The following is a 23,109-nucleotide window of genomic DNA, read 5'->3' as shown; positions in this document are numbered from 1 at the left end:
GGCGTGACATCAACCTTCCCGGTTCGCCGGGGCCTGCGTCAAGGCTTTGTACTGACATTCTTACGTCGATCGAAACTCGACCGCTCGACGCCTCGTCGCGCACGCACCCGCCGCCGCCGGTCGGTTCACCGGCGGCGGCGGGCGCGTGCGGGTCAGCGAGGCTCTTGCACCACCAGAACGGGCACGTCGGCTTCGAGGATCAGCGTCTGGGTGACGCTCCCCAAGAAGGCTTTGCCGACGGGGGACCGTCGCCGGGCGCCGATCACGAGCAGCTCCGGTGACAGACCCTTCATCAGCTCGAGGATCGCGCCGGCGACATCTGACTTGTCGGTTCCGCCGGCCACGAGGTGCACGTCCCAGCGGACGTGCTCCAGATCGGCGTCTGCGAGGGCCTTGTCGACCGCGTCAGAGATTCCGGCCTTGCTTGCCGCGGCGATGTCGCCGTCCAGCGAGTCCGAGATGTGAACCACCGCCAGCGTCGTGTCTCGGTAGGCGGCCTCCCGGGCGGCGAGCGCCAGTGCCCGAGCGCCCGTCGTCGTCGCCTGGTGTGCGACTGCGACTGTCATGGCTCTTCCCTTCTCCGTCTGTCGTCGGGAACTCGCTCTGGGTCAGCGCTGCAGCTCGTGGGACAGCTCGGCGAGCTCGTCTCCACCGGCCATCTGACGAGTGAGCTCGTCGAGGGTGACCTCTGAGCGCTTCTTGTCCAACACGGCTTCACCCAGCTTGAGGATGACGAAGTGATCGCCGACCATGTAGGCGTGGTGCGGGTTGTGGGTGATGAAAACCACGCCGAGCCCGGCGTCGCGAGCGGCGGCCGTGTACTTCAGGACGACCCCGGACTGCTTCACCCCAAGTGCGGCAGTGGGCTCGTCGAGGATCAGCACCCGCGCGCCGAAGTAGACCGCTCGGGCGATGGCGACGCACTGACGCTGCCCGCCGGAGAGGTTGCCGATGGGCTGGTTGATGTCCTTGACGACGATGCCCATCTTGCGCAGCTCGGAGTCGGCGATCTCCCTCATCTCCTTGATCTTCAGAGGAGCCAGCGGAGCCTTGCTCCCGACCATCTCCGAGCCCAGGAAGAAGTTGCGCCAGACCTCCATGAGGCTGACGACGGCGAGGTCCTGGTAGACGGTGGCGATGCCGTGGCTGAGGGAGTCTCGGGGCGAGCTGAAGTGCACCTCTTTTCCGTCCACCTTCATGGTGCCTTGGTTGTGCGGGTGCAGTCCGGAGATGATCTTGATCAGCGTGGACTTGCCCGCCCCGTTGTCGCCGAGGCAGCAGGTGACCTCGCCTGCGTTGACTGTGAGGTTGATGCCCTTGAGGGCTCGGATGGCGCCGTAGGTCTTGCCGACGTCCGTCATCTCGACCAGGTGTTCGCCTTGGTGGAGCTCCGGGTCGGCGTGCTCGGCGAGGGTGTCGGTCATGTCAGCCCACCTTCCTGGTGGTTGAGAGCTTCTTGACGTAGAGGTTGACCATGACCGCGAGCAGGAGCATGACGCCGAGGAAGGCCTTGAACCAGTTGGGGTCCCAGCCGGCGTACACGATGCACAGGTTGGTCATGCCGAAGATGAACGCGCCGATGGCGACACCGATGGCGTTGCCGTAGCCGCCAGTGAGCATGGTGCCGCCGACGACCGCGGCGATGATGTAGAGGAACTCGTTGCCGACGCCGTTGCCGGCCTGGAGCACGTTGAAGTTGTAGAGGTAGTGCATCCCCATGAACCAGGCGAGGAACGACACGGTCATGAACAGGCCGACCTTCACCCGGGTCACCGGGACACCGACGGCACGAGCGGAGTCGGCGTTGCCACCGACGGCGTAGATCCAGTTACCGATCTTGGTCCGCTGCAGGACGTAGGCGGCGAGCGCAGTGAACAGGATCCACCAGATGACGGTGATGGACAACGTGATCGAGCCGATGTCGAACTCGGCCGCGAAGATCCAGTTGAGCGCCTTGTAGCCGTCCATCTGGTTGATGTTCGGGCTGGAGACCGAGCCGGTGACCAGCTTGGTCACGCCGAGGTTGGCGCCTTGGAGGACGAAGAAGGTTCCGAGGGTGATCAGGAAGCTGGGGATGCCGGTCCGCATCACCAGATAGCCGTTGATGAAGCCGATCGTGAGACAGAAGATCAGCGACAGGATCGCGCCGACCCACAGGTTGATGCCGAGCTCGTAGCAGAACATGGCATTCAGCAGACCGGCCGATGTGACCAGGACACCGGCGGACAGGTCGAACTCGCCGCCGATCATCAGCATGCCCACTCCGACGGCGACGATGCCGATGGTCGAGGCCTGGTAGAGGACGGTGAAGAAGGCAGGCGCGGACCGGAACGCCGGGGCGACGATGAGGAAGAAGATGAAGATGACGACCGCGGCCACGAGGGCGCCGATCTCCGGGCGGGCCAGCAGCCGGTTCGACAGCCCCATGGAGACGCGGTTGGAGGCCTCGGAGGGCGCAGCCTGTGGCGGTTCGGTCTTGGCTGGTGTGCTCATGACAGCTCCAGTGCTGTTGGGCGGGGGCCGGGCCCGCAGAGGCCCGGCCCCCGAAGCTGGTTAGCGGGTGTTCTGCTTCACGAACGGGAGGATCTTCGCGATGTTCGTCTTGTCGACGAACGACGGACCGGTCAGCACGGGCTTGCCGCCACCCATGATGTTGCCGTTCCTCAGGTACAGGTAGAGCTGGGTGATGGCCAGGTAGCCCTGCAGGTAGGGCTGCTGGTCGATGAAGAACTGGACCTTTCCGTCGCTGACGGCCTGGGCGGCGTCAGGGTTGGTGTCGAAGGTGCCGACCTTGGCCTTGGACCCGTCCGCCGCGATCGCCTTGACGGCGTCGAGGGCCTGCGCAGCACCCAGGGTGATGATCCAGTTGATGGACTTGTCCTGGCTCAGCTTTGCCTGGATGGCGGAGGTGACCGCCGCGTCGTCGGCGCCGTTGACCTGCAGGTTCTCGGTGTTCGGGAACGAGTCCTTCACCCCGGCGCAACGGTCCTCGAGGGCGACCGAGCCGGCCTGCTGGATCGTGCACAGGATCTTCGTGGCACCGTCATCGGCGGCTCGCTTGCCCGCCCCTTGGCCACCCAGCTTCTCGTCGGCGGCGAAGTGCACGAGGGATCCGGCCTGCTGGTAGAAGCCGAGGCCGGAGTTGAAGCTGTCCACGGGGATGCCGGCCGCGACAGCCTTCTTGACTGTGGGGATCAGTGCCTCCGGCGTGACCAAGGTGGTGGCGATGCCGTCGACCTTGGAGTCGATCGCGTTCTGGATCAGGACCGCCTGCTTCGTGGCGTCCGGGTCGGCCGAGTACTTCAGGGTGGACCCGGTGTCCTTGGCCGCTTGGTTGGCGCCGGCCTTGATCCGGTCCCAGAACGTGTCGCCAGGGGTCTCGTGGGTGATCATGGCGAAGGTGTAGCCGGAGTTTCCGCCACCTCCTCCGGAGCCGCCGCCGGCCTCGTTCTTCGGTGCTCCCCCGCCGCTGCAGGCGGCGAGGGTCGCGACGACCGTCACCGCGACAGCAGTGGTGAGTCCTGCCTTGCCCTTGATCTTCATGACTTCCCTTTCGATCGTTCTCGCCGCACCGATGGCCGGCGTGTCGTGGGTGTCTTTCCCGTGCCGGTTACCAGGCGACGGCGATGTACTTGCTCTCGGTGAAGGCCAAGAGCCCTTCGATGCCCCCTTCGCGGCCAAGACCGCTCTCTTTGACCCCGCCGAACGGGGCTGCAGGATCAGAGACCAGTCCGCGGTTGAGGCCGACCATGCCTGCCTCGATGGCCTCGCTGACCCGCAGGCCGCGGCCCAGGTCGGCGGTGTAGACGTACGACACCAGGCCGTACTCGGTGTTGTTGGCCAGGTTGATGGCCTCGTCCTCGGTCTGGAACGTGACGATGGGCGCCACCGGGCCGAAGATCTCCGTCTGCAGGATCGCTGCGTCCGGCGCGACGTTGGTCAGGACGGTCGCCGGGTAGAAGAAACCCGGACGGTCCACTGTGGCGCCGCCGATCTCGACTCGCGCCCCGCCGTGCACCGCCTCGGTCACGAGGTCTGCGACCTTGTCCCGGGTCTTGGCGTTGACCAGCGGGCCGAGGGTGGTCCCGTCGAGGTAGCCCGGTCCGAGGACCATCGCGTCCATCGCCTCGGACAGGCGGGCCGAGAACTCCGTGGCGACGCCTTCCTGGACGAAGAACCGGTTGGCTGCCGTGCACGCCTCGCCGCCGTTGCGCATCTTGGCGACCATGGCTCCCTCGAGTGCGGCATCCAGGTCCGCGTCGTCGAACACCACGAACGGGGCGTTCCCCCCGAGCTCCATCGAGCAGTTCACGATGTGCTCGTTGGCCAGGTTGAGCAGGGTCCGCCCGACCTGCGTCGATCCCGTGAATGACAGCTTTCGGACCCGCGGGTCAGCCAGCATCGCGGCCACGACATCGCCCGATCGGGTGGACGGAAGGACGTTGACGACGCCGCCGGGCACCCCGGCCTCCTCCATCAGCGCGGCGATCGCCAGAGCGGTCAACGGGGTCTCACGCGCCGGTTTGAGGACGGTGGTGCACCCGGCGGCCAGCGCCGGTGCGAGCTTGCGGGCGGCCATCGCTGCCGGGAAGTTCCACGGCGTGACCAGGACCGAGACGCCGACCGGCTGACGCAGCACCATGATCTTGTTGCTGCCGCCGGGGGCGGTCTGGATCTCCCCGCGGATCCGGACGGCCTCCTCGGCGTACCAGCGGAAGAACTCCGCGGAGTACAGCACCTCTCCGCGGGCGTCCGGCAGGGCCTTGCCGTTCTCGGCGCTGATCAGCAGTGCCAGGTCGTCGGCCTGCTCTATCAGCAGCTCATAGGTCCGGTGCAGGATCTCGGAGCGCCGTCGGGGGGCGGTGGCAGCCCACCCGGTCGCCGCCTGGTGCGCGGCGCTGACGCAGGCGAGCGCATCGTCAACGGTCCCGCTCGCCACCGATGCCAAGGCCTGTCCCGTGGCTGGGTCGATCACGTCCAGGGTGCCGCCGTCGGAGGCTTGGACGTGCTGACCGCCGATCAGCAGGTCGGTGGGGATGCGATCCAGAACGCGCTGGATGTGCGGCGGGACAGTCGAGGTGTCCGTGGGTGTGCTCATAGGTAGAGCCTCTGCACCGTGACCTGCTCCTCGTACTCCTTGCGGGCCTGCTGCGTGCTGTCCAGCTCCGAGACCTCGGGGACGGGAACGTCCCACCAGGCGCCCGACCCGCCGAACCGTCCCTTGGCGTCGACCCTGACGTAGATCACGACGGTGTTGTCGATCGTGGCCGCGTCGGTGAGCGCTTGCTTGAGCTCGGAGGCGGTGGTTGCCGTCAGCACGTCGGCGCCGTAGCTGGCGGCGTTGGCTGCCAGGTCGACGTTGATCCGGTCGTCGTTGTACTGGCCGTCCTCGCCCCGATAGTTGAACCGGCAGGCGAAGCCCTGGGAGCCGCGGGTCTCGGACAGGGCCGCGATGGAGCCGTACCCGTAGTTGTCGACGAGCAGCACCGTCAGCTTCAGGCCCTCCTGGACCGCGGTCATGATCTCCTGGCTGGAGAGCAGGAACGTGCCGTCGCCGATGAAGCAGAAGACGTCGCGGGTGGGATCGGCCATCTTGGCCCCGAGGGCGCCCCCGACCTCGTATCCCATGCAGGAGTTGCCGTACTCGAGGTCATAGGCCTTGGGGTCGCTCGGCCGCCACAGCCGATGCAGGTCGCCGGGCATCGAGCCGGCCGCGTTCACCACCACGTGGTGGTCGCCTGCTGCGGCGTTGACGATGCCGATGGCTTCGGCCTGCGAGAGCGTGGGTGCGTCCTGGATCTCCAGGATGCGATCGACCTCGGTTCGCCAGTCCGCGGCTGCCTTCTCGGCCTCGGCGCGGTAGGCGGCCGGGACGGTGTACTCGGCGAGAAGCTCGTCGAGCTCGCCAATGGACTCCCGCGCGTCGCCGACCAGCGCGAGCCCGGACTCCTTCTGGGCGTCGAGCTCGGTGACGTTCAGGTTGACGAACGTCACGTCCGGGTTGGTGAAGAGCGTGTTCGAGGCGGTGGTGAAGTCGGTGTACCGGGTGCCGATGCCGATGATCACGTCGGCCTGGTTGGCGAGCTGGTTGGCGAACACCGACCCGGACGCGCCCAGGGCGTTGACCATCTGCGGATGACCGAAGGGGAGGCTGGCCTTGCCGGCCTGGGTGACGCCGACCGGAATCCCGGTTCGGGCGGCGAAGGCTTCCAGCTCGGCGGTGGCGGCGGAGTAGATGACGCCACCCCCGGCGATGATCACCGGCCGCTCAGCGGCGGCGATGACCTGAGCGGCGCGACGCAGCGCTGCGCGGTCGGCCCGGGCCCGAGGGACGTGCCACGTCCGCTCGCGGAAGAGCAGGTCCGGGAAGTCCCAGGCCTCTGCTTGGACGTCCTGCGGCAGGCTCAGGGTGACGGCGCCGGTGTCGGCGGGGCTGGTCAGCGTCCGCATGGCCTCGAGCAGTGCGGTGGGCAGCTGGTCTGGACGATTGATCCGGTCCCAGTACTTGGAGACCGCCTTGAAGGCGTCGCTCGCGGAGCTGTCCCAGGACAAGCTCGACTCCAGCTGCTGCAAGACCGGACCGGTGCGCCGGCTGGCAAAGATGTCGCTCGGCAGGCACAGGACTGGCAGTCGGTTCACGGTCGCGGTCGCGGCGCCGGTAATCATGTTGGTGGCACCCGGGCCGATCGAGGTGGTGACGGCCATCGCGCCGAGACGGTTGCGCATCTTGGCGTACCCGGTGGCGATGTGAACCATGCCTTGCTCGTTGCGTCCCTGGTAGAGGCGGAAGTCCTCGCGGTACTGCAGGAGGGCCTGCCCGATCCCGGCGACGTTGCCGTGGCCGAAGATGCCGAGGGCGCCGCCGAAGAAGGGCTGCGAGTCGCCGTCGCGCTCGACCCGCTGGGCGGCGAGGAAGCGCACGACGGCCTGGCCGACGGTCAGGCGGGTGGTGTCAGTCGTGTACGGCACGATGTCCTTCTCCTTCGAAGGGTCAGCGGGGGTCGTTGGAGATCATGGGCAGGCGGTCGTCGATGCCGGCGGCGGGCCACGCGTCCTGGGCCGCTTTGAGGCTCGGGTCCTGGAAGGCCTGCAGAGTGCGCTTCGGCGCCGGACCGGCCAGCACATTGAGGTAGTACAGGTCCTGACCGTGGGCCGCGACCGTGGTGTGGTAACCCCAGGGGATCAGTAGCAGGTCGCCGTCACCCACCCTCTGGGCGAGGTCGAAGCCACGCTCCGGGGAGTAGACCCGTTGCAGGGCCCAACCGTTCTCGGGATCGCGCAGGCGGTAGTAGTACGTCTCCTCGAGCTCGGACTCCCCGTCGTGGTCGTGCTCGTGCTTGTGCGGGGGGTAGCTCGACCAGTTCCCGCCGGGCGTCCAGACCTCGATGACATGAAGCCGATCGGCGCGGAACGCCGGCGGCATCAGGCTGTTCACCTGGCGTGAGGCGTTTCCGCCGCCGCGCAGCTCGATCTCCGTGTCGTCGGGAGTGACGAGGACGGCGTCGTACCGCGTCGTGGCCGGGGACGCTGCGACGGCGATCTCCAAGTCGGTGACGGCGGTGAGCACGCCGGCGCTGTCCAGTGGCAGGTAGAGGCAGTGCCCGACACCGTCGAAGACCGAGTCCCGTCCGCCGAACTTCCACTGCTGTTCTCCAGCGGTGACAGAGGCGGTGCCAGCCAGCGGGACCAGCGCTCGCTCCTGACCGTCGGCAGGCAGGTCAAGGGACTGACCCGCCGCGAGGGTGTGCACGGCGAACGAGACGAAGGTCCAGCCGGCATCGGCAGGGGTGATGGGATCCCAGCCGCGGGTCAGGATCTTCGGCTCACTCATCGTGGTGCCCTCTTCCGGGTCGTCGTGGGTGTCTCGTGCATCAGACGGTGTGTCCAATCAGTGGTTGAACTTACCGACGCCGAGAATGTATCGTGTCCCAGACGAGACGTCCAGTGGCTGATAATTTCAACCTGGGACGTCATACCGCGAAGCGCAATGTCCCTCGCCGCTCATCCCGGCCGAACACACCTTGGAGCCAACGTTGACCCTCGAAAACGTCTCGTTGAACGTCCCCGAGCTGGGCGTAGCGATGATCGGAAGCGGGCTCATGGCCAAGTCGCACACCATGGGCTACCGGAACGTGGAGAGCGTGTACGGCTCGACGCCCTACCGCCCGCGCTTCGAGGTGCTGGCCGACGCGACGGCCGACCTGGCACGCACCGGGGCGGAGTCCCTGGGCTATCGGCGCTGGACCACCGACTGGCGTGAGGCGGTGCGCGACCCCGCCGTCGACGTCGTCGACATCGTCACGCCCAACTTCTTGCACAAGGAGATCGCGATGGAGGCGATCAGCGCGGGCAAGCACGTGTACTGCGAGAAGCCGCTCGCGCTGAACGCGGCCGACGCCAAGGAGATGTATGACGCTGCCGAGGCGGCCGGGGTCAAGACGCTCGTCGGGTTCAACTACCTGCGCAACCCCGCGATCGCGGAGGCGCGTCGACTGATCTCCAGTGGTGCGCTGGGCGAGATCTGGACGTTCACCGGGCGCTTCGTCCTCGATGCCTGCACCGATCCGGACGTGCCGTTCACCTGGCGCTTCGAGCGCAAGCTCTCTGGCAGCGGGGCGCTGGGCGACCTCGGAGCCCACATGATCTCGCTGGCACTGAGCTTGGTCGGCCCCATCGCGTCGGTGGCCAGCCAGAGCCGCACGTTCATCACGACGCGACCGGAGCCGACGGGTGTGTTCGGCTACGGCAGCGGCGCGGACCTGCAGGCACCCCGACGCGAGGTCGAGAACGACGACGCCACCACCTTCCTCATCGACTTCGCATCCGGCGCCAGCGGCACCATCGAGGCTTCACGGGTCGCCACCGGGCGCACGTGGCACCAGAGCATCGAGGTCATCGGCAGCAAGGGTGCGCTGCAGTTCGTCCAACAGGACATCCACACACTGCGGCTCTACCTCACCGGAGACACCGCCGACCGCAAGGGTTACCGGGAGATCGAGCTCGGGCCGCAGCATGGCGACTACGGCGCCTTCTGGCCGTTCGCCGGCGTCCCGCTCGGGGTCCACGAACTGAAGACCATCGAGGTCCACGAGTGGCTCAACGCCATCGCCGAGAACCGCACTCCCGACGGCGACTTCAGGGACGGCTGGCACGTCTCGGAGGTCCTGGAGAGGGTCGAGCAGTCGGCGGCCGAGCGCCGCTGGATCGACGTTCCCACCATCTAGAACCACCGAGGACCACCACCCGCAAGACCCACCATCTGCCGATCAGGGGCAAACCGTGACAACTGATGTGCTTACCGAGCAGCCGGACCTTCCCCGCCTCGCCCAGCAGGCCCGCTGGGAGGTGATCAAGACCGTGACCAACGCCAAGGCCGGTCACATCGGCGGTCCGCTGTCGATGATGGACCTGCTCATCAGCCTGTACTTCCAGGAGCTCAACATCCGTCCGCAGGAGCCGGACTGGCCTGAGCGCGACCGGTTCATCCTGTCGAAGGGGCATGCGTCGATCGGCCTGTACGCGGTCCTGGCCCTTCGTGGTTTCCTGCCCCTGGAGGAGCTGGCCACGTTCGACAAGGGGAACTCACGGCTTCAGGGTCATCCCGACGTCACCCGGCTACCGGGCCTCGACGCCTCCACCGGCTCCCTGGGCCAAGGCTTGTCAGTCGGTGTCGGAATGGCACTGGGCGCCCAGCTCGCGGCCCGGGACTTCCACACCTGGGTGCTGCTGGGGGACGGCGAGATCCAGGAGGGGATGGTCTGGGAAGCCGTCCAGGCAGCCTCCCGCTACAAGCTGGCGAACCTGACGGCCATCATCGATCGCAACGGCCTGCAGCAGTTCGGACTGCCGTCCAGCAACGAGACCACCCGCACCGACCGCGGCGACCGTCGAGACCCTTGGTTCGGCGTCGACCTGGCCGCAGTGTTCACGGCGTTCGGGTGGCGGGTGGTGGAGATCGACGGGCACGACTACGCCCAGATCGGGCACGCCTACCGGCTCGCCCGGGCCGGAGACGTGAGCTCACGGCCCACGGTCATCATCGCGCACACGGTCAAAGGCAGGGGCTTGTCGCTCGCGGAGGGCGTGCACACCTGGCACAGCACCGTCCCCTCGGCCGAGGACTTCGAACGAGCTCGACAAGAGCTGGACCCGCACGAGATCGAGCTGCTCGACCAGCGTGACCGCGACCAGCTCAGCCGACCGCACCAGCAACGAGACCCGCTGGTGCAGAAGAACGGAGCCTCAGCATGAAGGCCATGCGCGACGCCTGGGGAGAGAAGCTCGTCGAGCTCGGCAGCAGCAACCCGCGCACGGTCGTCCTGGACGGAGACCTGGCCAACTCCACCAAGGCCGACATGTTCGCCAGGGCTCACCCTGACCGGTTCTTCCAGATGGGCATCGCCGAGCAGAACCTCATCGGCGCAGCCGCCGGCCTGGCGTCGCTGGGATACGTGCCGTGGACCAGCTCGTTCACGGTCTTCTTCACGCACCGCGCCATCGATCCCATCCGGATGCTCGTGGCGCAGAGCCACGCCAACGTCAAGATCGTCGGCTCGTACTCCGGCCTGCTCATCGGCGCGGTCGGCAAGACCCACCTGGACATCCAGGACCTGGCGATCATGCGAGCCATGCCCGACATGACGGTGCTGGCGCCGGCGGACAACACTGAGCTGCTGGCGATGATGGACTGGGCCAACGAGGTAGAGGGTCCGGTGTACCTGCGTATCGTCCGCGATCCGGTTCCCGACGTCGTCAAGCCCGGATACACCTTCGTACCCGGTGCCGTCCACGAGCTGCGTCAGGGCACCGACGTCGTCCTGGTGGGGACGGGCCCGCAGACTGGCCGACTGCTCGTCGTCCATGACCAGCTCGCGAGCGCCGGCGTCTCCGCGGCCGTGGTCCACGTCCCGTGCCTCAAGCCGGTGGACGCCGACGGACTCAGGAGCCTGCTCGCCGGTCACGACCTCGTGGTCACCGCCGAGGAGCACACCGTGTACGGGGGCCTCGGTGGTCTCGTCGCCGAGACCCTCACTACCGGGGGTCCGGCGCCGCGCATCGAGCGCATCGGTATCAACGACACCTGGGGGGAGTCCGCCCCCAACGACTTCATGCTCGACAAGTACGGGCTCTCCGCCGAACGGATCTCCGCTCGCGTCATGTCATCCCTGGGCGTTTCGGAGGAACCATGCGTCTCGGCGTGATCGGCCTTGGACGGATCGGCGCGTTCCACGCCACGACGCTCAGCGCCCTGCCCAACGTCGAATCCCTGGTTGTTTACGACCCGGTTCGGGCTGCCGTCCAGGCGACCGTGGACCGGCTCGGAGTCGAGGCTGCCGACAGTCCCGACCAGCTGATGAAGGCCGGAGTCGACGGGATCGTGATCGCTGCTGCTACGAGCGTTCACCCCGAGCTGATCCTGTCGAGCCTGGAGGCCGGGCTTCCCACGTTCTGTGAGAAGCCCGTGGCGGCCGACCCCCAGCAGGGCGAACAGATTCTGGCCCGCACGGAGCAGACCGGGATCGCCGTCCAGATCGGCTACCCTCGGCGCTTTGACGCGGCGTTCATCGCGGCCCACGACGCAGTCAAGTCCGGCGAGCTGGGAACCGTGCACACGGTCAGGTCCACGACCTTGGACCCCGCCCCGCCCCCAGACGACTACGTCCGGCACTCCGGGGGAATCTTCCGCGACTGCAGCGTGCACGACTTCGACGCCATCCGCTTCGTCACCGGACAGGAAGTGGTCGAGGTGTACGCCACCGGGACGAACAGCTTTGCGCCGATCTTCGCTGAGAACGACGACGTGGACACCGCGGCAACGACCCTCACGCTCAGTTCTGGAGCCCTGGCCGTGGTCTCGAACTCCCGATACAACGCACGCGGCTACGACGTGCGACTCGAGCTTCACGGCTCCCAGGACAGCGTCGCCGCTGGTTTGGAGGATCGCTGGCCGATTCGTTCGACCGAACCGGGCACCAGCTTCCCATCCGGCACCCCGCACAGCTTTTTCATGGATCGGTTCGCCGACGCATTCCGTGCCGAGCTGGCCGCCTTCACCGAGGTCGTCGCCGGCACCCGACTCAGCCCCTGCACCGTCGCCGACGCCGTCGAGGTCGGCTGGATCGCCGAGGCGGCGGCCCTGTCCCTGCGCCACCACCGCCCCATCTCTCTGGACGACGTCCGCTCACGAAAGGCCACACGATGACCGCCGCAGTGCAACGAGTCGCCGGCGCTCCCATCTCCTGGGGGGTCTGTGAGGTCCCCGGATGGGGGTACCAGATGGATCCCAAGCGGGTCCTCACCGAGATGCGCGACCTCGGACTGACCGCCACCGAGCTGGGCTCGGACGGCTTCCTCCCGGCCAGCCCCGAGGGCAAGGCCGAGACCCTCGACCGGTACGGGCTCCACGGCCTGGGAAACTTCACCCCGGTCCTGCTGCACGATCCCAACCATGACCCGCGCCCCGAGGTGGACCGCGTCCTCGACGGCTTCGAGGCCGTCGGCGCCCGCGTGCTGGTCCTGTCCGCGATCACCGGGCTGCTCGGCTACGACGCCCGACCCGCGCTGGACGAGGACGGCTGGCGCACCCTGCTCGGAAACCTCGACCGGCTCACCGATCTGGCCTCGGACCGAGGGGTGCGCGCCGTGCTCCACCCCCACGTGGGAACCATGGTCGAGACCGGCGACGACGTCCAGCAGGTGCTGGCGGGCTCCACCATCTCCCTGTGCCTGGACACCGGGCACATGCTCATCGGCGGCTCGGACCCGCTCGCGGTCACCCGGCAAGCGCCCGACCGGATCGCCCACACGCACCTCAAGGACGTCGACCTGCCCCTGGCGAAGCGAGTCCAGTCGGGCGAGCTGACCTACACCGACGCGGTCAAGATCGGTATGTACAAGCCCTTGGGCCAAGGGGACGTCGACATCGCCGGCGTCGTCCAGCACCTGGAGGCACACGACTATGACGGCTGGTACGTCCTCGAGCAGGACGCCATCCTCACCGAGGAACCCCTCGATGAGGGACCGGCGGCCGACGTGCGAGCGAGCGCCGAGTACATCCGTTCCGTCCTGTCCAAGCTGCCCTGATGGCCGCGGCTCCGACGTTCCTGGCGGCGTGCTGGCTCTCGGCCGGCGACGTCGTGCCCTTCCGGGGCAAGACGCACAGCACCATCGACATCCGCACTCGGATCGAGGCAGTCGCCCGGGCCGGCTACGTCGGTTTCGGCGTGACCCACGAGGACATCACGACCGCCCGGGACACCGTCGGGCTGCCCGCTGTCGCGGCCATGCTCGCGGACAACGGGATCGACACGGTGCAGCTGGAGTGGATCACCGACTGGTGGGCCATGGGGGCCGAGCGACAGCGCTCGGACGTGGTGCGCCGGAACCTGCTCGAGGCCGCCGAGGCGCTCGACGCCGACAACATCAAGGTCGGCGCCGACGACACCGGTGAGCCGGCGGCCTACGAGCAGCTCTGCGAGGGCTTGCACGACCTGGCCCGCGACGCCGCAGAGGTCGGCGTCAGGATCGGCTTCGAGAACACGCCGTTCGGGCACGTCAAGACCACCGAGGCGGCCATCCGGTTCATCAGCGATGTGGGGCATCCCAACGCCGGACTCATCCTCGACATCTGGCACGCCCAACGAGGTGGGACCTTCTACGAGGATCTCCCGCGGCTGCTCGACCTCAGCCAGCTGGTCGGGGTCGAGCTGGACGACGGACACCACTCGGCCCGTGGCCTCGACCTCGAAGACACCTTCGACAACCGCCTGCTCTGTGGCCAGGGCGTCTTCGACGTGACCGAGTTCATCCGCGCCGTACAACGGGTGGGCTGGACCGGCCCGTGGGGGATCGAGCATATGTCGACCGTCTCCCGTTCCCAGCCGATCGACGAGGTCCTGGTCCAAGCTCGCGAGGCCGCTCTGACCTGTCTGAGCGCCGCCGACCGGGGCGACGGCCGCGTGTCAGCCGGACCAGTCACGACGGAAGGGTCCAGACGATGACCCAGCTGCGCATCGGTCTGCTCGGTGCGGCACGCATCAGCGACCTGGCCTTGGTCGCCCCCGCGCTCGACGCCGGCCACCGACTCGTCGCGGTCGCGGCCCGGGATCCTGAGCGCGCCCGCAAGTGGGCCGACGAACGGCAGGTCGAGCGCGTCGTACCGAGCTACGCCGACCTGGTCAACGACCCCGAGGTCGACGTCGTGTACAACCCACTGCCCAACAGCCTGCACGCACCGTGGAACATCGCCGCGATCGAGGCTGGCAAGCACCTGCTCAGCGAGAAGCCCTTCGCCAGCAACGCTGTCGAGGCAGCGATCGTCCGCGATGTCGCGGCGGGTCGTGACCAGGTCGTGTTCGAGGGCTTCCACTACCGGTACCACCCGATCTTCGATCGCCTGCTCCAGGTCAGCACGGACGGCACGATCGGGTCCCTGACCCACCTGCAGGTCACCATGTCCATGCCTGCACCAGCTGACGACGACCTGCGATGGTCATGGCCACTGGCCGGCGGTGCGTTGATGGACCTCGGCTGCTACACCATCCACGTCATCCGATCGGTCGCCGAACGACTGGGCGGTACGCCGGAGCTGATCGCCGCGGGCACCGTGGAACGAGCCGGCCGACCGCAGATCGACCAGAGTGCCCACCTGGACTTCCTGCTTCCGGGTGGGGTGCCGGCCGTCGCTGACGTGAGCATGGACGGACCGTGGGAGTTCTCGATCAAGGCCGTCGGCGCACGGGGCAGCGCCACCATCGGCAACTTCGTCAACGTTCATCACGACGACCGGCTCACGCTGCGAACCGCTGAAGGAGAGCAGGTCGAGCACTTCGGGCTTCGCAGCACCTACCACTACCAGATGGACGCCCTCGGCGCGGCGGTCATCGACGGTCAGCCCTTCCCGACCGGCGCAGATGACGCGATCGCCAACATGCAGATGATCGATGCCTGCTATCTGGCCGCCGGCCTCCGACCGCGCCAGGGTGGCGCTGCACCCCTGACGGGCGGGAACGAGCAGCGCAGCACGGCGGGGGGGACCAGTTGACACTGCGGGTGGGCCTCATCGGAGCCGGCGTCATGGGGGCGGACCACGCCAACACCCTGCGCCACTCGGTCGCCGGCGCCAGGCTGGCCGGCGTGCATGACACCGACCGGCAACGCGCTGCGATGGTGGCTGGGATCGCGGGCGCTCGCGTCCACCCCAGTGACCACGAGCTCATCGAGTCCCCTGACGTGGACGCGGTCATCATCGCGAGCCATGACAGCGCGCACGCGAGACAGGTCCTGGCCTGCATCCGGGCGGGCAAGCCGGTGCTGTGCGAGAAGCCACTCGCTCCCTCGATCGAGGACTGCCAGGAGATCCTGACCGCGCAGCAGCAGCGCGGTATGGGTGACCTCGTGTCCATCGGCTTCATGCGGCGCTTCCACCCAGGTTTCACGGCGATGAAGGCCGAGCTCGACTCCGCCGTACTCGGCGAACCGTTACTGGCGTTGGCGTCCCATCGCAACGTCCGCGCCTACCCGACCGGCGGCTCCGTAGGCACGTTGACCAACTCGGCCGTGCACGACATCGACATCACCGAGTGGCTCCTGGGTAGCCCGATCACCGAGGTTGGCTGGTTCGCGCCGAAGCCGACGTCCCTGGACCGCGACCGCCACGACCCGCAGCTGATCCACCTGCGCACCGCCAGCGGAGTACTCATCAGTGTCGACCTGTTCGTCAACGCCCAGTACGGGTACGACGTGCGCTACGAACTGGTCTGCGAACGGGGGACCGTGCGGCTGGCCGCGTCCGTCCCCATTCTCACCGACCGAGACCTGGCCCACGGGTACGCCCACGCAACCGACTGGCGCGCGTTCTTCGCCGACGCCTACCGACTCGAGCTCCAAGCCTGGGTCGACGCGACCAGCAGCGGCCGAGCGACCGCGCTCGCGACGGTCAGCGATGGGCTGCGCTCCACCCTGGTGGCCCAAGCTCTCGTCCGGTCGATGCACACGAGGCAACCCGTAGCCGTCAGCGAGGTGTCGCCCGGCCACAGCGCGCACCACGCTGACGACGTGGATCTGCCGGTTTGACGATTCACCAGCGGGCCGGACCACCGCGACCGACCCCAACAACAGGAAGGCACGTGACATGAGTTCCGGATGGCTGAAGGATCAGGTGGTACTCGTCAGCGGCGGAACCCAGGGCGTCGGCGCTGCGATTGCCCGGCGGGTAGCCGCTGAAGGCGCTGAGGCCGTCTTGGTGACAGGTCGTAGTGACGAGGCCGGCCGCGCTGTGGCCGAAGAGCTGCAAGGAGCGGGCGCGCGCGCCAAGTTCTTGCAGGTGGACCTCCGTGACGTCGACCGGGCCCGCGCGTCAGTGGCCGAGGCGATCGCCGAGTTCGGGCGCCTCGACAGGGTCGTCAACGCGGCTGGACTGACCACCCGCGGAAGCATGCTGGACACCACCCCCGAGCTTTTCGACGCCCATATCGCGGTGAACCTCAAGTCCCCCTTCTTCATCATGGCCGAGACCATCCGGCACCTGCAGGGACGATCAGCCCCCGGCGCCATCGTCAACATCATCTCCATCGCTGAACGAGGGGGTCAGTCCTTCCTGGCGCCCTACGTCGCGGCGAAGTCAGGCCTGGCCGGCGTCACTCGCAACGCTGCTCACGCTCACCGGTGGGACCGGATCCGCGTCAACGGAGTGAACATCGGCTGGACCGCCACCGAAGCCGAGGGCATCGCGCAGAAGACGGCACATGGCGCTGGCGACGACTGGCTCGCGCAGGCCGACGCCTCGGTGCCGATGGGCAAGATCGGCCGTCCCGACGAGATCGCCGAGTTCGTCGCCTTCCTGCTGTCCGACCACAGCGGGGTGGTCACCGGGTCCGTCATCGACTGGGACCAGCAGGTGATCGGCGGTCAGGACTAAACCGGACGAAGACGAAAAACCTCACTTGCCGATAAGTCTGTTCATTGGGTGATAAATTAGATGGGCCGCTACCGACGACCGAGGCAGGCACTTTGAGCTCAGGACCCAGCCGCCGCCTGGCCTCGGTGCCCGCTGCCCAAAACGTTGGAGGCGTGTCAGCGCGCGTGCCGGCGCCGGGCACCGACAGCCCGGCTGGACTCGAGCTCATCTTCAAGGTCGACGGCGTCATCACCCTGCTGGAACGCCACGGCGAGATGACCGCCGCAGAGCTGGCTGAGGCCTTGGGCGAGCCGCTCAGTTCCACCTACCGGATGCTTCAGAGCCTGACCGGTGTCGGCTGGATCGACCGGAGCCCCCGACGCGGGTACTACCGGCTCGGCCTGCCGATGATGACCATCGGAAGTTTTGTCGAGGACAGCCTCGACATTCGCGAGGTGGCTCGCCCGAGCCTGCAGCTCCTGCTGCGAGAGACCAGCAGCACCAGCTTCCTGTGCGTGCGCCGCGGATCACGAGCCGTGTGCGTGGACCGGCTCGAAGGGCGCGCCGTACGATCCTTGGCGATGCAGCTCGGCAGCTCGCTACCGATGTACGCGGGCGCAGCTCCCCTCGCCCTTCTCGCGTTCCTGCCCGAGCCAGAACAAGAACTCGTTCTGCGCCAAGGGTCTGAGCTCCCCGGGGATCCGCACAGGCCTGCGGCGGGCAAGCTCGAGCGAATCCTGGCCGACGTGCGCAGGAACGGATATGCGGTCTCGGACGGCGACGTCACCACGGGGATCGCCGCCCTGGGAGCGCCGGTGTTCAACCATCGGCACGAGCTGGTCGCCAGTATCTCGATCAGCGGGCTGCGCGCCCAGATTCTTGGATCCAAGCTTCGACGCAACAGCGCAATGCTCATCCAGGCGGCAAGCGCAGTCAGCGTCGCACTCGGCGACGAGGCGTCCTGATGAGCGTTGAACGCCCGATGGGTGTCCTGCAGAAGGCTTCAGACCTGGTCGACCTCCTTGCGGAGCAGGGACCGTTGACGCCTGGCGACATCGCCGAGCACATCGGGATCCCACGGTCGAGTGTCTACCGACTTGTCGAGGCGCTGAACCAGTCTCGCTTCACCGTCAGCATGCCCGACTCGCGGATCAGGATCAGTGAGCGGTGGCTGCGTCTGGCCGACGCCTCCCGAGCTGCGATGCACGAGTGGAAGCCGGCAAGAGCCACCCTGGACGCGCTGTGCCACGACAGCGGTCAGACGACGTTCCTCAGCGTGCCCCGCAACGACCATGCAGTGTGCGTCGACTGGGCCCAGGGACGCGGCATCAACGTCCTCGTCCTCAAGCCTGGACGCGCACTTCCGCTGTATGCGGGCGCGGCAGGTCGGGCCACCCTCGCCTTCAGGAGTGAGGATCCCGCGTCGTATCTCCAGCTGGCCCCGTTCCCGGCGTTGACTCGCCGAACGCTGACCAGCGCGGCACAGCTGCGGCGGGACATCAAGCGCACCCAGGACCGTGGCTACAGCGTGTCCGACGAGGATGTCACCGACGGCATCGCCGCCCTTGGCATCCCACTGCTCGACCCCGCTGGACGGCTACGAGGCACCTTGTCACTCGCCGGTCTTGCCGAGGACATCCGCGACAACGAGTCCGACCTGGTCACGCAGCTCGTCGCGGCGGGCGCCACCCTCACCGAGGTGCTCGAGTAGGGAACGTTCACGAGGCGGCTCGCGAGCGTGAGCGTCAGAGTCGTTGTGGGTCAGTGACAACGGTCACGTTGTCGAACAATGCCATCGTGCAGCGGTACGTGTCGTCCATCGCCTCCTGCAGGGGTCGCTGGCGCTGTTCGTCGGAGATGATCTCGACGCCCCAAGGTCCGGCGAAGCCGATGCTCTGCAGCGTCTCGACGAAGCCTTCGAGGTCGAACGTCCCGGTGCCGCACTGCACCCGGTGGTTGATCGTGTCGTGGAACAGGTTGGTGGACTGCGGTTCAGGAGCGTCGTTGAGCTCGACGACGAACACCTTCTCGCCGGGGATCCTCGCGAGATCGGCCAGTGTGGACGGTCCTCGCTCCAGGTGCCAGATGTCCACCACGAGGCCGGCTGCGGGGTGATCGGCGGCCGCGACGAGCTCTGCGGCCAACCGGAAGTCCGCGATGTTGGAGAACGGCAGCGGTTCCAGCGCGACCCGGGTTCCGACGTCGGCGGCCTGCCCGGCCAGCTGGTGCAGCTCAGCCGCCCAGTGCGCGACATCGGTCAGCGGTGGGACGACACCCTCGACGACGTCCACCTCCGGCGCGATCTTGATCTGTCGTGCGTCGAGGACCTCGGCGGCGTCCAGCAACGAAGCCCGGACCCGGTCCGACTCCTCACGACGTCCGCCGGTAGTCCACCAGTTCTCGAGCAGCTCGACCTCGAGGTGGACCAGTCCGAGGTCCTCGCAGATTCGCTTGACGTCCGCCAAGGGGTAGGTCGGCGCGGCGGCTGCGAGGTCGTGGATGGTGAAACCGAGACCGGTGAAGCCGGCAGCGGCCACGGCCTGCGCCCTGGCACGCAGGTCCCTCGGGCTCAGGTGCCGACCGACGAGCGGCATCGCATCACCGGTGTGGGTCCAGCAAGTGGCAAGCAGCTCGACTGGCATCAGATATACCCCCACGGGTCTCGGGCGAGCGAACACGGGCCACCTGAGGGTGCTATGCAGATTGGGCGGGCCTCGTCCGTCAAGGCTGCGTGCCCCCTCGCCCGACGTCAACACTCCACGGGTCCGGCCGGCCGTCCGGGCGGCCCCGTGCTCCCGCGAACGACGAGCAACGGCTCGACGACGCGTTCGCGGGGGCCCTCGGGGCGGCCCTCCAGCCGGGCCACCGCCGACTGCACGGCCCACGCGCCCTGGGTCTCGGCGTCCTGGCTCACGGTGGTGAGGTCGACCGACGCGTACCTGGCGATCCACGCGTCGTCGTAGCCGGTCACCGAGACGTCGTCGGGCACCCGCAGCCCTGCTCGCTGGACCCGACCCAGGACGCCGAACGCGCAGTGGTCGTTGAAGGCGACCACCGCGGTGGGGGGCTCCGGCAGCTGCAGCAGCTGCTCGGCTGCCCGCCACCCGTCCTGCTCGGTGAGTCCGCCGCGCAACACCAGCACGCGGTCGGTCAGGCCCGCCCGATGCATCGCCGCGCGGTAGCCACGCCGCCGGTCAGTCGAGATGGCCGTCCGGCCGCCGTCCACGTGTGCGATCCGGCGATGCCCCAGACCAACCAGGTGGTCCACCAGGAGACCCAGCCCCACGTCGTCCGCGCTGCGCACGACGTCGACGTTGCCCGGCGCGTCACTGCGCCCGATGAGCGTGAGCGGGATGGTGTCGCCGAGTCGGGCCAGCTCCTCCGCGGACTGCAGCGAGCCGAGCAGGATCAGGCCCTCGCACCGATACTCCAGCAAGGTCTCCACCGCTCGTGTCTCGTCGTGCCGGGGGGTCACGATGCTCAGCACCAGTTCGTACCCGGCCTGGTCGGCGGCGGCCTGGACGACGTCGACCAGCTCGCCGTGGAACGTGTTCGCGATGTGCAGGGCGACGCCAAGGTGGCGGGTGCGGTGAAGGGCCAGCAGGCTCGCCGTCCGGTTGGCCCGGTACCCGATCCGCTCGGCCGCCGCGAAGACCCGGGCCCTGGTCTCGTCGCTCGCGCCGGCCGCCCCGCGGAAGACGATCGAGACGAGCGCCTTGGATACGCCGGCCTCCCCGGCGACATCCCGCATGGTCGGTCGCAACGGTGCGCCTGCACCCTTGGGCATACCGCCTCCACCAGGTTGCGTGAATGTCTTGACATTTGCACGTCGTAGCCGCGTATGCTCGGCGACTAGACCGGTCTAGTCTTCCATACCCGTCAACCTCCGAGGAACAGCCATGAAGCTTGGCGCCTACACCGCCTGCCTGCACGACCTGCCGCTGCCCGCCGCACTCAAGACGTTGGCCGACCTCGGGCTGACCAGCGCAGAGGTGAACTCCGGTGGCTTCCTGCCCAGCCCGCACCTGCCAGTGGACGAGCTGTTGGCGAGCGCCGATGCACGCTCGGAGTACCTGGGGCAGTATGCCGACGCCGGCATCGAGCTGACCGCCCTGAACTGCAACGGCAACCCGCTCGACCCGGACCAGGAGGGCGCCAAGCAGGCCCAGGACCTGCTGACCTCGATCGAGCTCGCTGCACTGCTGGGGGTCAAGCGAGTCGTCGCGATGTCCGGCACGCCCGGGTCGGAGTCGTCGTCCACCCGACCGGTGTGGAACCCGCTGCCCTGGCACAGCGCGTTCCTGGAGACCCGCGACTACCAGTGGGACGACGTCGCCATCCCGTTCTGGAAGAAGGTCCAGGCCGTCGCGGCCGACGCCGACGTCAAGGTCTGCATCGAGATGCACCCCGGCAACATCGTGTTCAACCCGCGCACCCTCGAGCGGCTCGTGACGCAGACCGCCGCGACGCACATCGGCGCCGAGATGGACCCCAGCCACCTGTTCTGGCAGGGCATCGACCCGACCGAGGCAGTGCGGTCGTTGGGTTCGCTGGTCTACAACGCCGCCGCCAAGGACACCCGGATCAACCCGATGTCGCGGATCAACGGCAACCTGGACGACGCGTTCCGCTGGGTCCCGACGGGGCAGCCCGGTTCGCTGGGCCTGGGCGGCCGACACACCCTCAGCGGCTGGCCGGAGCAGTCCTCGTGGGACTTCGTCGCCGTCGGCCGCGGCCACGACCTCGACTGGTGAGCCGGGTTCCTGGCCGCGCTGGCCGAGGTCGACCCGGACATGGCGGTGAACATCGAGCACGAGGACCAGGAGCTCGACCAGCTCGGCGGGCTCCGCTCCGCGGCCGAGACGCTGATCGAAGCGGCCCGCCGGGCCTGACCGTCGCACACCACCCCACGACAACTCACCAGGAGTCCCCATGACCCGTACCGCCCCCATCGGGGTCGCCGTCATCGGTGCCGGGATGGCCGGCCGCTCGCACGCGCACGCGTACCGGACCGCCCAGACCGTCTTCGGCAGCGACGCACCAGACACCCGCCTGGTCGCGGTGGCCGACGTCAACGAGACGTTCGCCCGGCACACCCAGGAGCGCTACGGCTTCGAACGCACCGAGACGAGCTGGGAAGCGGTGGCCGAGGCCGACGACATCGACGCCGTAAGCATCGTGGTAGCCAACGGCCTGCATCGCGAGATCGCCGAGGCGCTGCTCGCGTCCGGCAAGCACGTGCTCTGCGAGAAGCCGCTCGCCTCGAGCGTCGCGGACGCCAAGGCCATGGTCGATGCCGCCGAGCGGGCACCGGAACTGGTTACCGCAACGGGCTTCTCCTACCGGCGGGCCCCCGCCATCGCTGCCATCGCCGAGCAGATCCGCAGCGGGGCCATCGGTGAGCTGCTGAGCTTCAACGGTCGCTACTGGTGCGACTACGGCGCGAACCCGGACAGCCCGACGAGCTGGCGCTACACCGGCCCGGTCGGCTCCGGTGCCCTCGCCGACATCGGTAGCCATCTCATCGACACCGCCGAGCAACTCTGCGGCCCGATCGTCCGAGTGACCGGGGCGCTGCTGCCCACCGTGATCAAGGACCGGCCGGTGCCCCTCGGAGCCGCCCTCGGGCACGCTGCCACCGCGGTGAGCGACGTCCGCGAGCCGGTGACCAATGACGACCTCGCGACCTTCGTCGTCGAGTTCGGGAACGGCGGCGCCGGTACCTTCTCGATCTCGCGCGTGGCCGTCGGGCACGCCAACACGCTGGGCCTGGAGGTCTTCGGCACGACGGGCGCCGCCTCCTTCGACCTGTCCGCGAACGCCGAGTTCGGCTTCGTCGACAACGGACCCGAACCCGCCACCAACGGCTGGCGCCGGGTCCTCGTGGGCCCTGACCACCCGTATGTGGCGGCCGGGCAGTCCATGCCGTTCGCCGGCGTGGGTCATGGCGGCCAGGACTTCTTCACCTACCAGGCGCGGGCGTTCCTGGACGAGATCGCGGGCCTGTCGCGGCTGCCCCGCCCGGCCACGTTCGCTGACGGGCTGCGCAACCTGGTCGTCGAGGAGGCCGTCATCCGTTCCTGCCAGAGCGGTGAGTCCGTCGAGATCAGCGCATGAGGGATCCGCTGCGGATTGCCGTCGCCAATGCGAACCTTGTCGAGATTGTCAATATGTATACACGTCCTCAAGTCACCCTGCCGGACCACTAGACT

Annotated in this window: 21 protein-coding genes and 1 pseudogene; 13 read left to right on the top strand and 9 right to left on the bottom strand. The window is 68.0% G+C overall.

Going from position 1 to position 23,109, the window contains the following annotated elements:
• Nucleotides 1–152: 152 nt before the first annotated feature.
• From ACPPVT_RS02175 to iolB, 7 genes are all read right to left on the bottom strand, one after another.
• Nucleotides 153–566 (bottom strand): universal stress protein, encoded by a 414-nt coding sequence (locus tag ACPPVT_RS02175; protein ID WP_426565033.1) that lies wholly within the window; start codon nt 564–566, stop codon nt 153–155.
• A gap of 42 nt (nt 567–608) precedes the next feature.
• A complete protein-coding gene (locus ACPPVT_RS02170; protein ID WP_426565031.1) occupies nt 609–1,424 on the bottom strand; it encodes an ATP-binding cassette domain-containing protein in 816 nt (271 codons plus the stop codon).
• Between the two features lies 1 nt (nt 1,425).
• Nucleotides 1,426–2,493, bottom strand: a complete 1,068-nt coding sequence (locus tag ACPPVT_RS02165; RefSeq protein WP_426565029.1) for an ABC transporter permease — start codon at nt 2,491–2,493, stop codon at nt 1,426–1,428.
• A 60-nt stretch (nt 2,494–2,553) separates the two neighbouring features.
• Nucleotides 2,554–3,543 (bottom strand): substrate-binding domain-containing protein, encoded by a 990-nt coding sequence (locus ACPPVT_RS02160; protein WP_426565027.1) that lies wholly within the window; start codon nt 3,541–3,543, stop codon nt 2,554–2,556.
• A gap of 67 nt (nt 3,544–3,610) precedes the next feature.
• Complete coding sequence (locus ACPPVT_RS02155; protein WP_426565025.1) at nt 3,611–5,098, bottom strand: NAD-dependent succinate-semialdehyde dehydrogenase; 1,488 nt, start codon at nt 5,096–5,098, stop codon at nt 3,611–3,613.
• Nucleotides 5,095–6,969, bottom strand: coding sequence for a 3D-(3,5/4)-trihydroxycyclohexane-1,2-dione acylhydrolase (decyclizing) (gene iolD, locus ACPPVT_RS02150; protein ID WP_426565023.1), 1,875 nt, complete (start codon nt 6,967–6,969; stop codon nt 5,095–5,097). Before iolD ends, ACPPVT_RS02155 begins: the two co-directional genes overlap by 4 nt.
• Nucleotides 6,970–6,991: 22 nt before the next feature.
• Entirely contained in the window at nt 6,992–7,831 is an 840-nt protein-coding gene (iolB, locus tag ACPPVT_RS02145; RefSeq protein WP_426565021.1) for a 5-deoxy-glucuronate isomerase, read from the bottom strand.
• Between the two features lie 202 nt (nt 7,832–8,033).
• Between iolB and ACPPVT_RS02140 the strand changes: the two genes are divergently transcribed.
• From ACPPVT_RS02140 to ACPPVT_RS02090, 11 genes are all read left to right on the top strand, one after another.
• Nucleotides 8,034–9,224, top strand: coding sequence for a Gfo/Idh/MocA family protein (locus ACPPVT_RS02140; protein WP_426565019.1), 1,191 nt, complete (start codon nt 8,034–8,036; stop codon nt 9,222–9,224).
• 55 nt (nt 9,225–9,279) lie between these two features.
• Nucleotides 9,280–10,251 (top strand): transketolase, encoded by a 972-nt coding sequence (locus ACPPVT_RS02135; protein ID WP_426565017.1) that lies wholly within the window; start codon nt 9,280–9,282, stop codon nt 10,249–10,251.
• A complete protein-coding gene (locus tag ACPPVT_RS02130; protein ID WP_426565016.1) occupies nt 10,248–11,201 on the top strand; it encodes a transketolase family protein in 954 nt (317 codons plus the stop codon). Before ACPPVT_RS02135 ends, ACPPVT_RS02130 begins: the two co-directional genes overlap by 4 nt.
• Complete coding sequence (locus tag ACPPVT_RS02125; RefSeq protein ID WP_426565014.1) at nt 11,186–12,202, top strand: Gfo/Idh/MocA family protein; 1,017 nt, start codon at nt 11,186–11,188, stop codon at nt 12,200–12,202. Before ACPPVT_RS02130 ends, ACPPVT_RS02125 begins: the two co-directional genes overlap by 16 nt.
• The gene (locus tag ACPPVT_RS02120) at nt 12,199–13,083 is read left to right on the top strand and encodes a sugar phosphate isomerase/epimerase family protein (protein WP_426565012.1); all 885 of its coding nucleotides are present in this window, start codon (nt 12,199–12,201) and stop codon (nt 13,081–13,083) included. The genes ACPPVT_RS02125 and ACPPVT_RS02120 overlap by 4 nt, the downstream gene beginning before the upstream one ends.
• The gene (locus tag ACPPVT_RS02115) at nt 13,083–14,000 is read left to right on the top strand and encodes a sugar phosphate isomerase/epimerase family protein (protein ID WP_426565010.1); all 918 of its coding nucleotides are present in this window, start codon (nt 13,083–13,085) and stop codon (nt 13,998–14,000) included. The genes ACPPVT_RS02120 and ACPPVT_RS02115 overlap by 1 nt, the downstream gene beginning before the upstream one ends.
• Nucleotides 13,997–15,043: a Gfo/Idh/MocA family protein gene (locus ACPPVT_RS02110; protein WP_426565008.1), complete on the top strand. Its 1,047-nt coding sequence runs from the start codon at nt 13,997–13,999 to the stop codon at nt 15,041–15,043. Before ACPPVT_RS02115 ends, ACPPVT_RS02110 begins: the two co-directional genes overlap by 4 nt.
• Nucleotides 15,044–15,051: 8 nt before the next feature.
• Complete coding sequence (locus tag ACPPVT_RS02105) at nt 15,052–16,074, top strand: Gfo/Idh/MocA family protein (protein WP_426565006.1); 1,023 nt, start codon at nt 15,052–15,054, stop codon at nt 16,072–16,074.
• A gap of 58 nt (nt 16,075–16,132) precedes the next feature.
• Entirely contained in the window at nt 16,133–16,918 is a 786-nt protein-coding gene (locus ACPPVT_RS02100; RefSeq protein WP_426565004.1) for an SDR family oxidoreductase, read from the top strand.
• 152 nt (nt 16,919–17,070) lie between these two features.
• On the top strand, nt 17,071–17,862 hold the full coding sequence (locus tag ACPPVT_RS02095) for an IclR family transcriptional regulator (protein ID WP_426565002.1): 792 nt from the start codon (nt 17,071–17,073) through the stop codon (nt 17,860–17,862).
• Nucleotides 17,862–18,608, top strand: a complete 747-nt coding sequence (locus ACPPVT_RS02090; protein WP_426565000.1) for an IclR family transcriptional regulator — start codon at nt 17,862–17,864, stop codon at nt 18,606–18,608. The genes ACPPVT_RS02095 and ACPPVT_RS02090 overlap by 1 nt, the downstream gene beginning before the upstream one ends.
• A 34-nt stretch (nt 18,609–18,642) precedes the next feature.
• Here ACPPVT_RS02090 and ACPPVT_RS02085 read toward each other — a convergent pair whose 3' ends face one another.
• Together ACPPVT_RS02085 and ACPPVT_RS02080 are read right to left on the bottom strand one after the other, a co-directional pair.
• The gene (locus tag ACPPVT_RS02085; RefSeq protein ID WP_426564998.1) at nt 18,643–19,491 is read right to left on the bottom strand and encodes a sugar phosphate isomerase/epimerase family protein; all 849 of its coding nucleotides are present in this window, start codon (nt 19,489–19,491) and stop codon (nt 18,643–18,645) included.
• A gap of 155 nt (nt 19,492–19,646) precedes the next feature.
• Nucleotides 19,647–20,684 carry a LacI family DNA-binding transcriptional regulator gene (locus ACPPVT_RS02080; RefSeq protein ID WP_426564996.1) on the bottom strand — a complete coding sequence of 346 codons (1,038 nt, stop codon included), beginning with the start codon at nt 20,682–20,684 and terminating at the stop codon, nt 19,647–19,649.
• A 112-nt stretch (nt 20,685–20,796) separates the two neighbouring features.
• On the opposite strand from ACPPVT_RS02080, the pseudogene ACPPVT_RS02075 reads away from it, so the two are divergent.
• Both ACPPVT_RS02075 and ACPPVT_RS02070 read left to right on the top strand, forming a co-directional pair.
• Nucleotides 20,797–21,789: pseudogene (locus ACPPVT_RS02075) on the top strand (sugar phosphate isomerase/epimerase family protein).
• A 40-nt stretch (nt 21,790–21,829) separates the two neighbouring features.
• The gene (locus tag ACPPVT_RS02070) at nt 21,830–23,014 is read left to right on the top strand and encodes a Gfo/Idh/MocA family protein (protein ID WP_426564994.1); all 1,185 of its coding nucleotides are present in this window, start codon (nt 21,830–21,832) and stop codon (nt 23,012–23,014) included.
• Nucleotides 23,015–23,109: the final 95 nt, after the last annotated feature.

Source organism: Angustibacter sp. McL0619 (assembly GCF_049994355.1).
Classification (GTDB): Bacteria; Actinomycetota; Actinomycetes; order Actinomycetales; family Angustibacteraceae; genus Angustibacter.
This window is presented reverse-complemented; position numbering and strand designations above follow the sequence as displayed.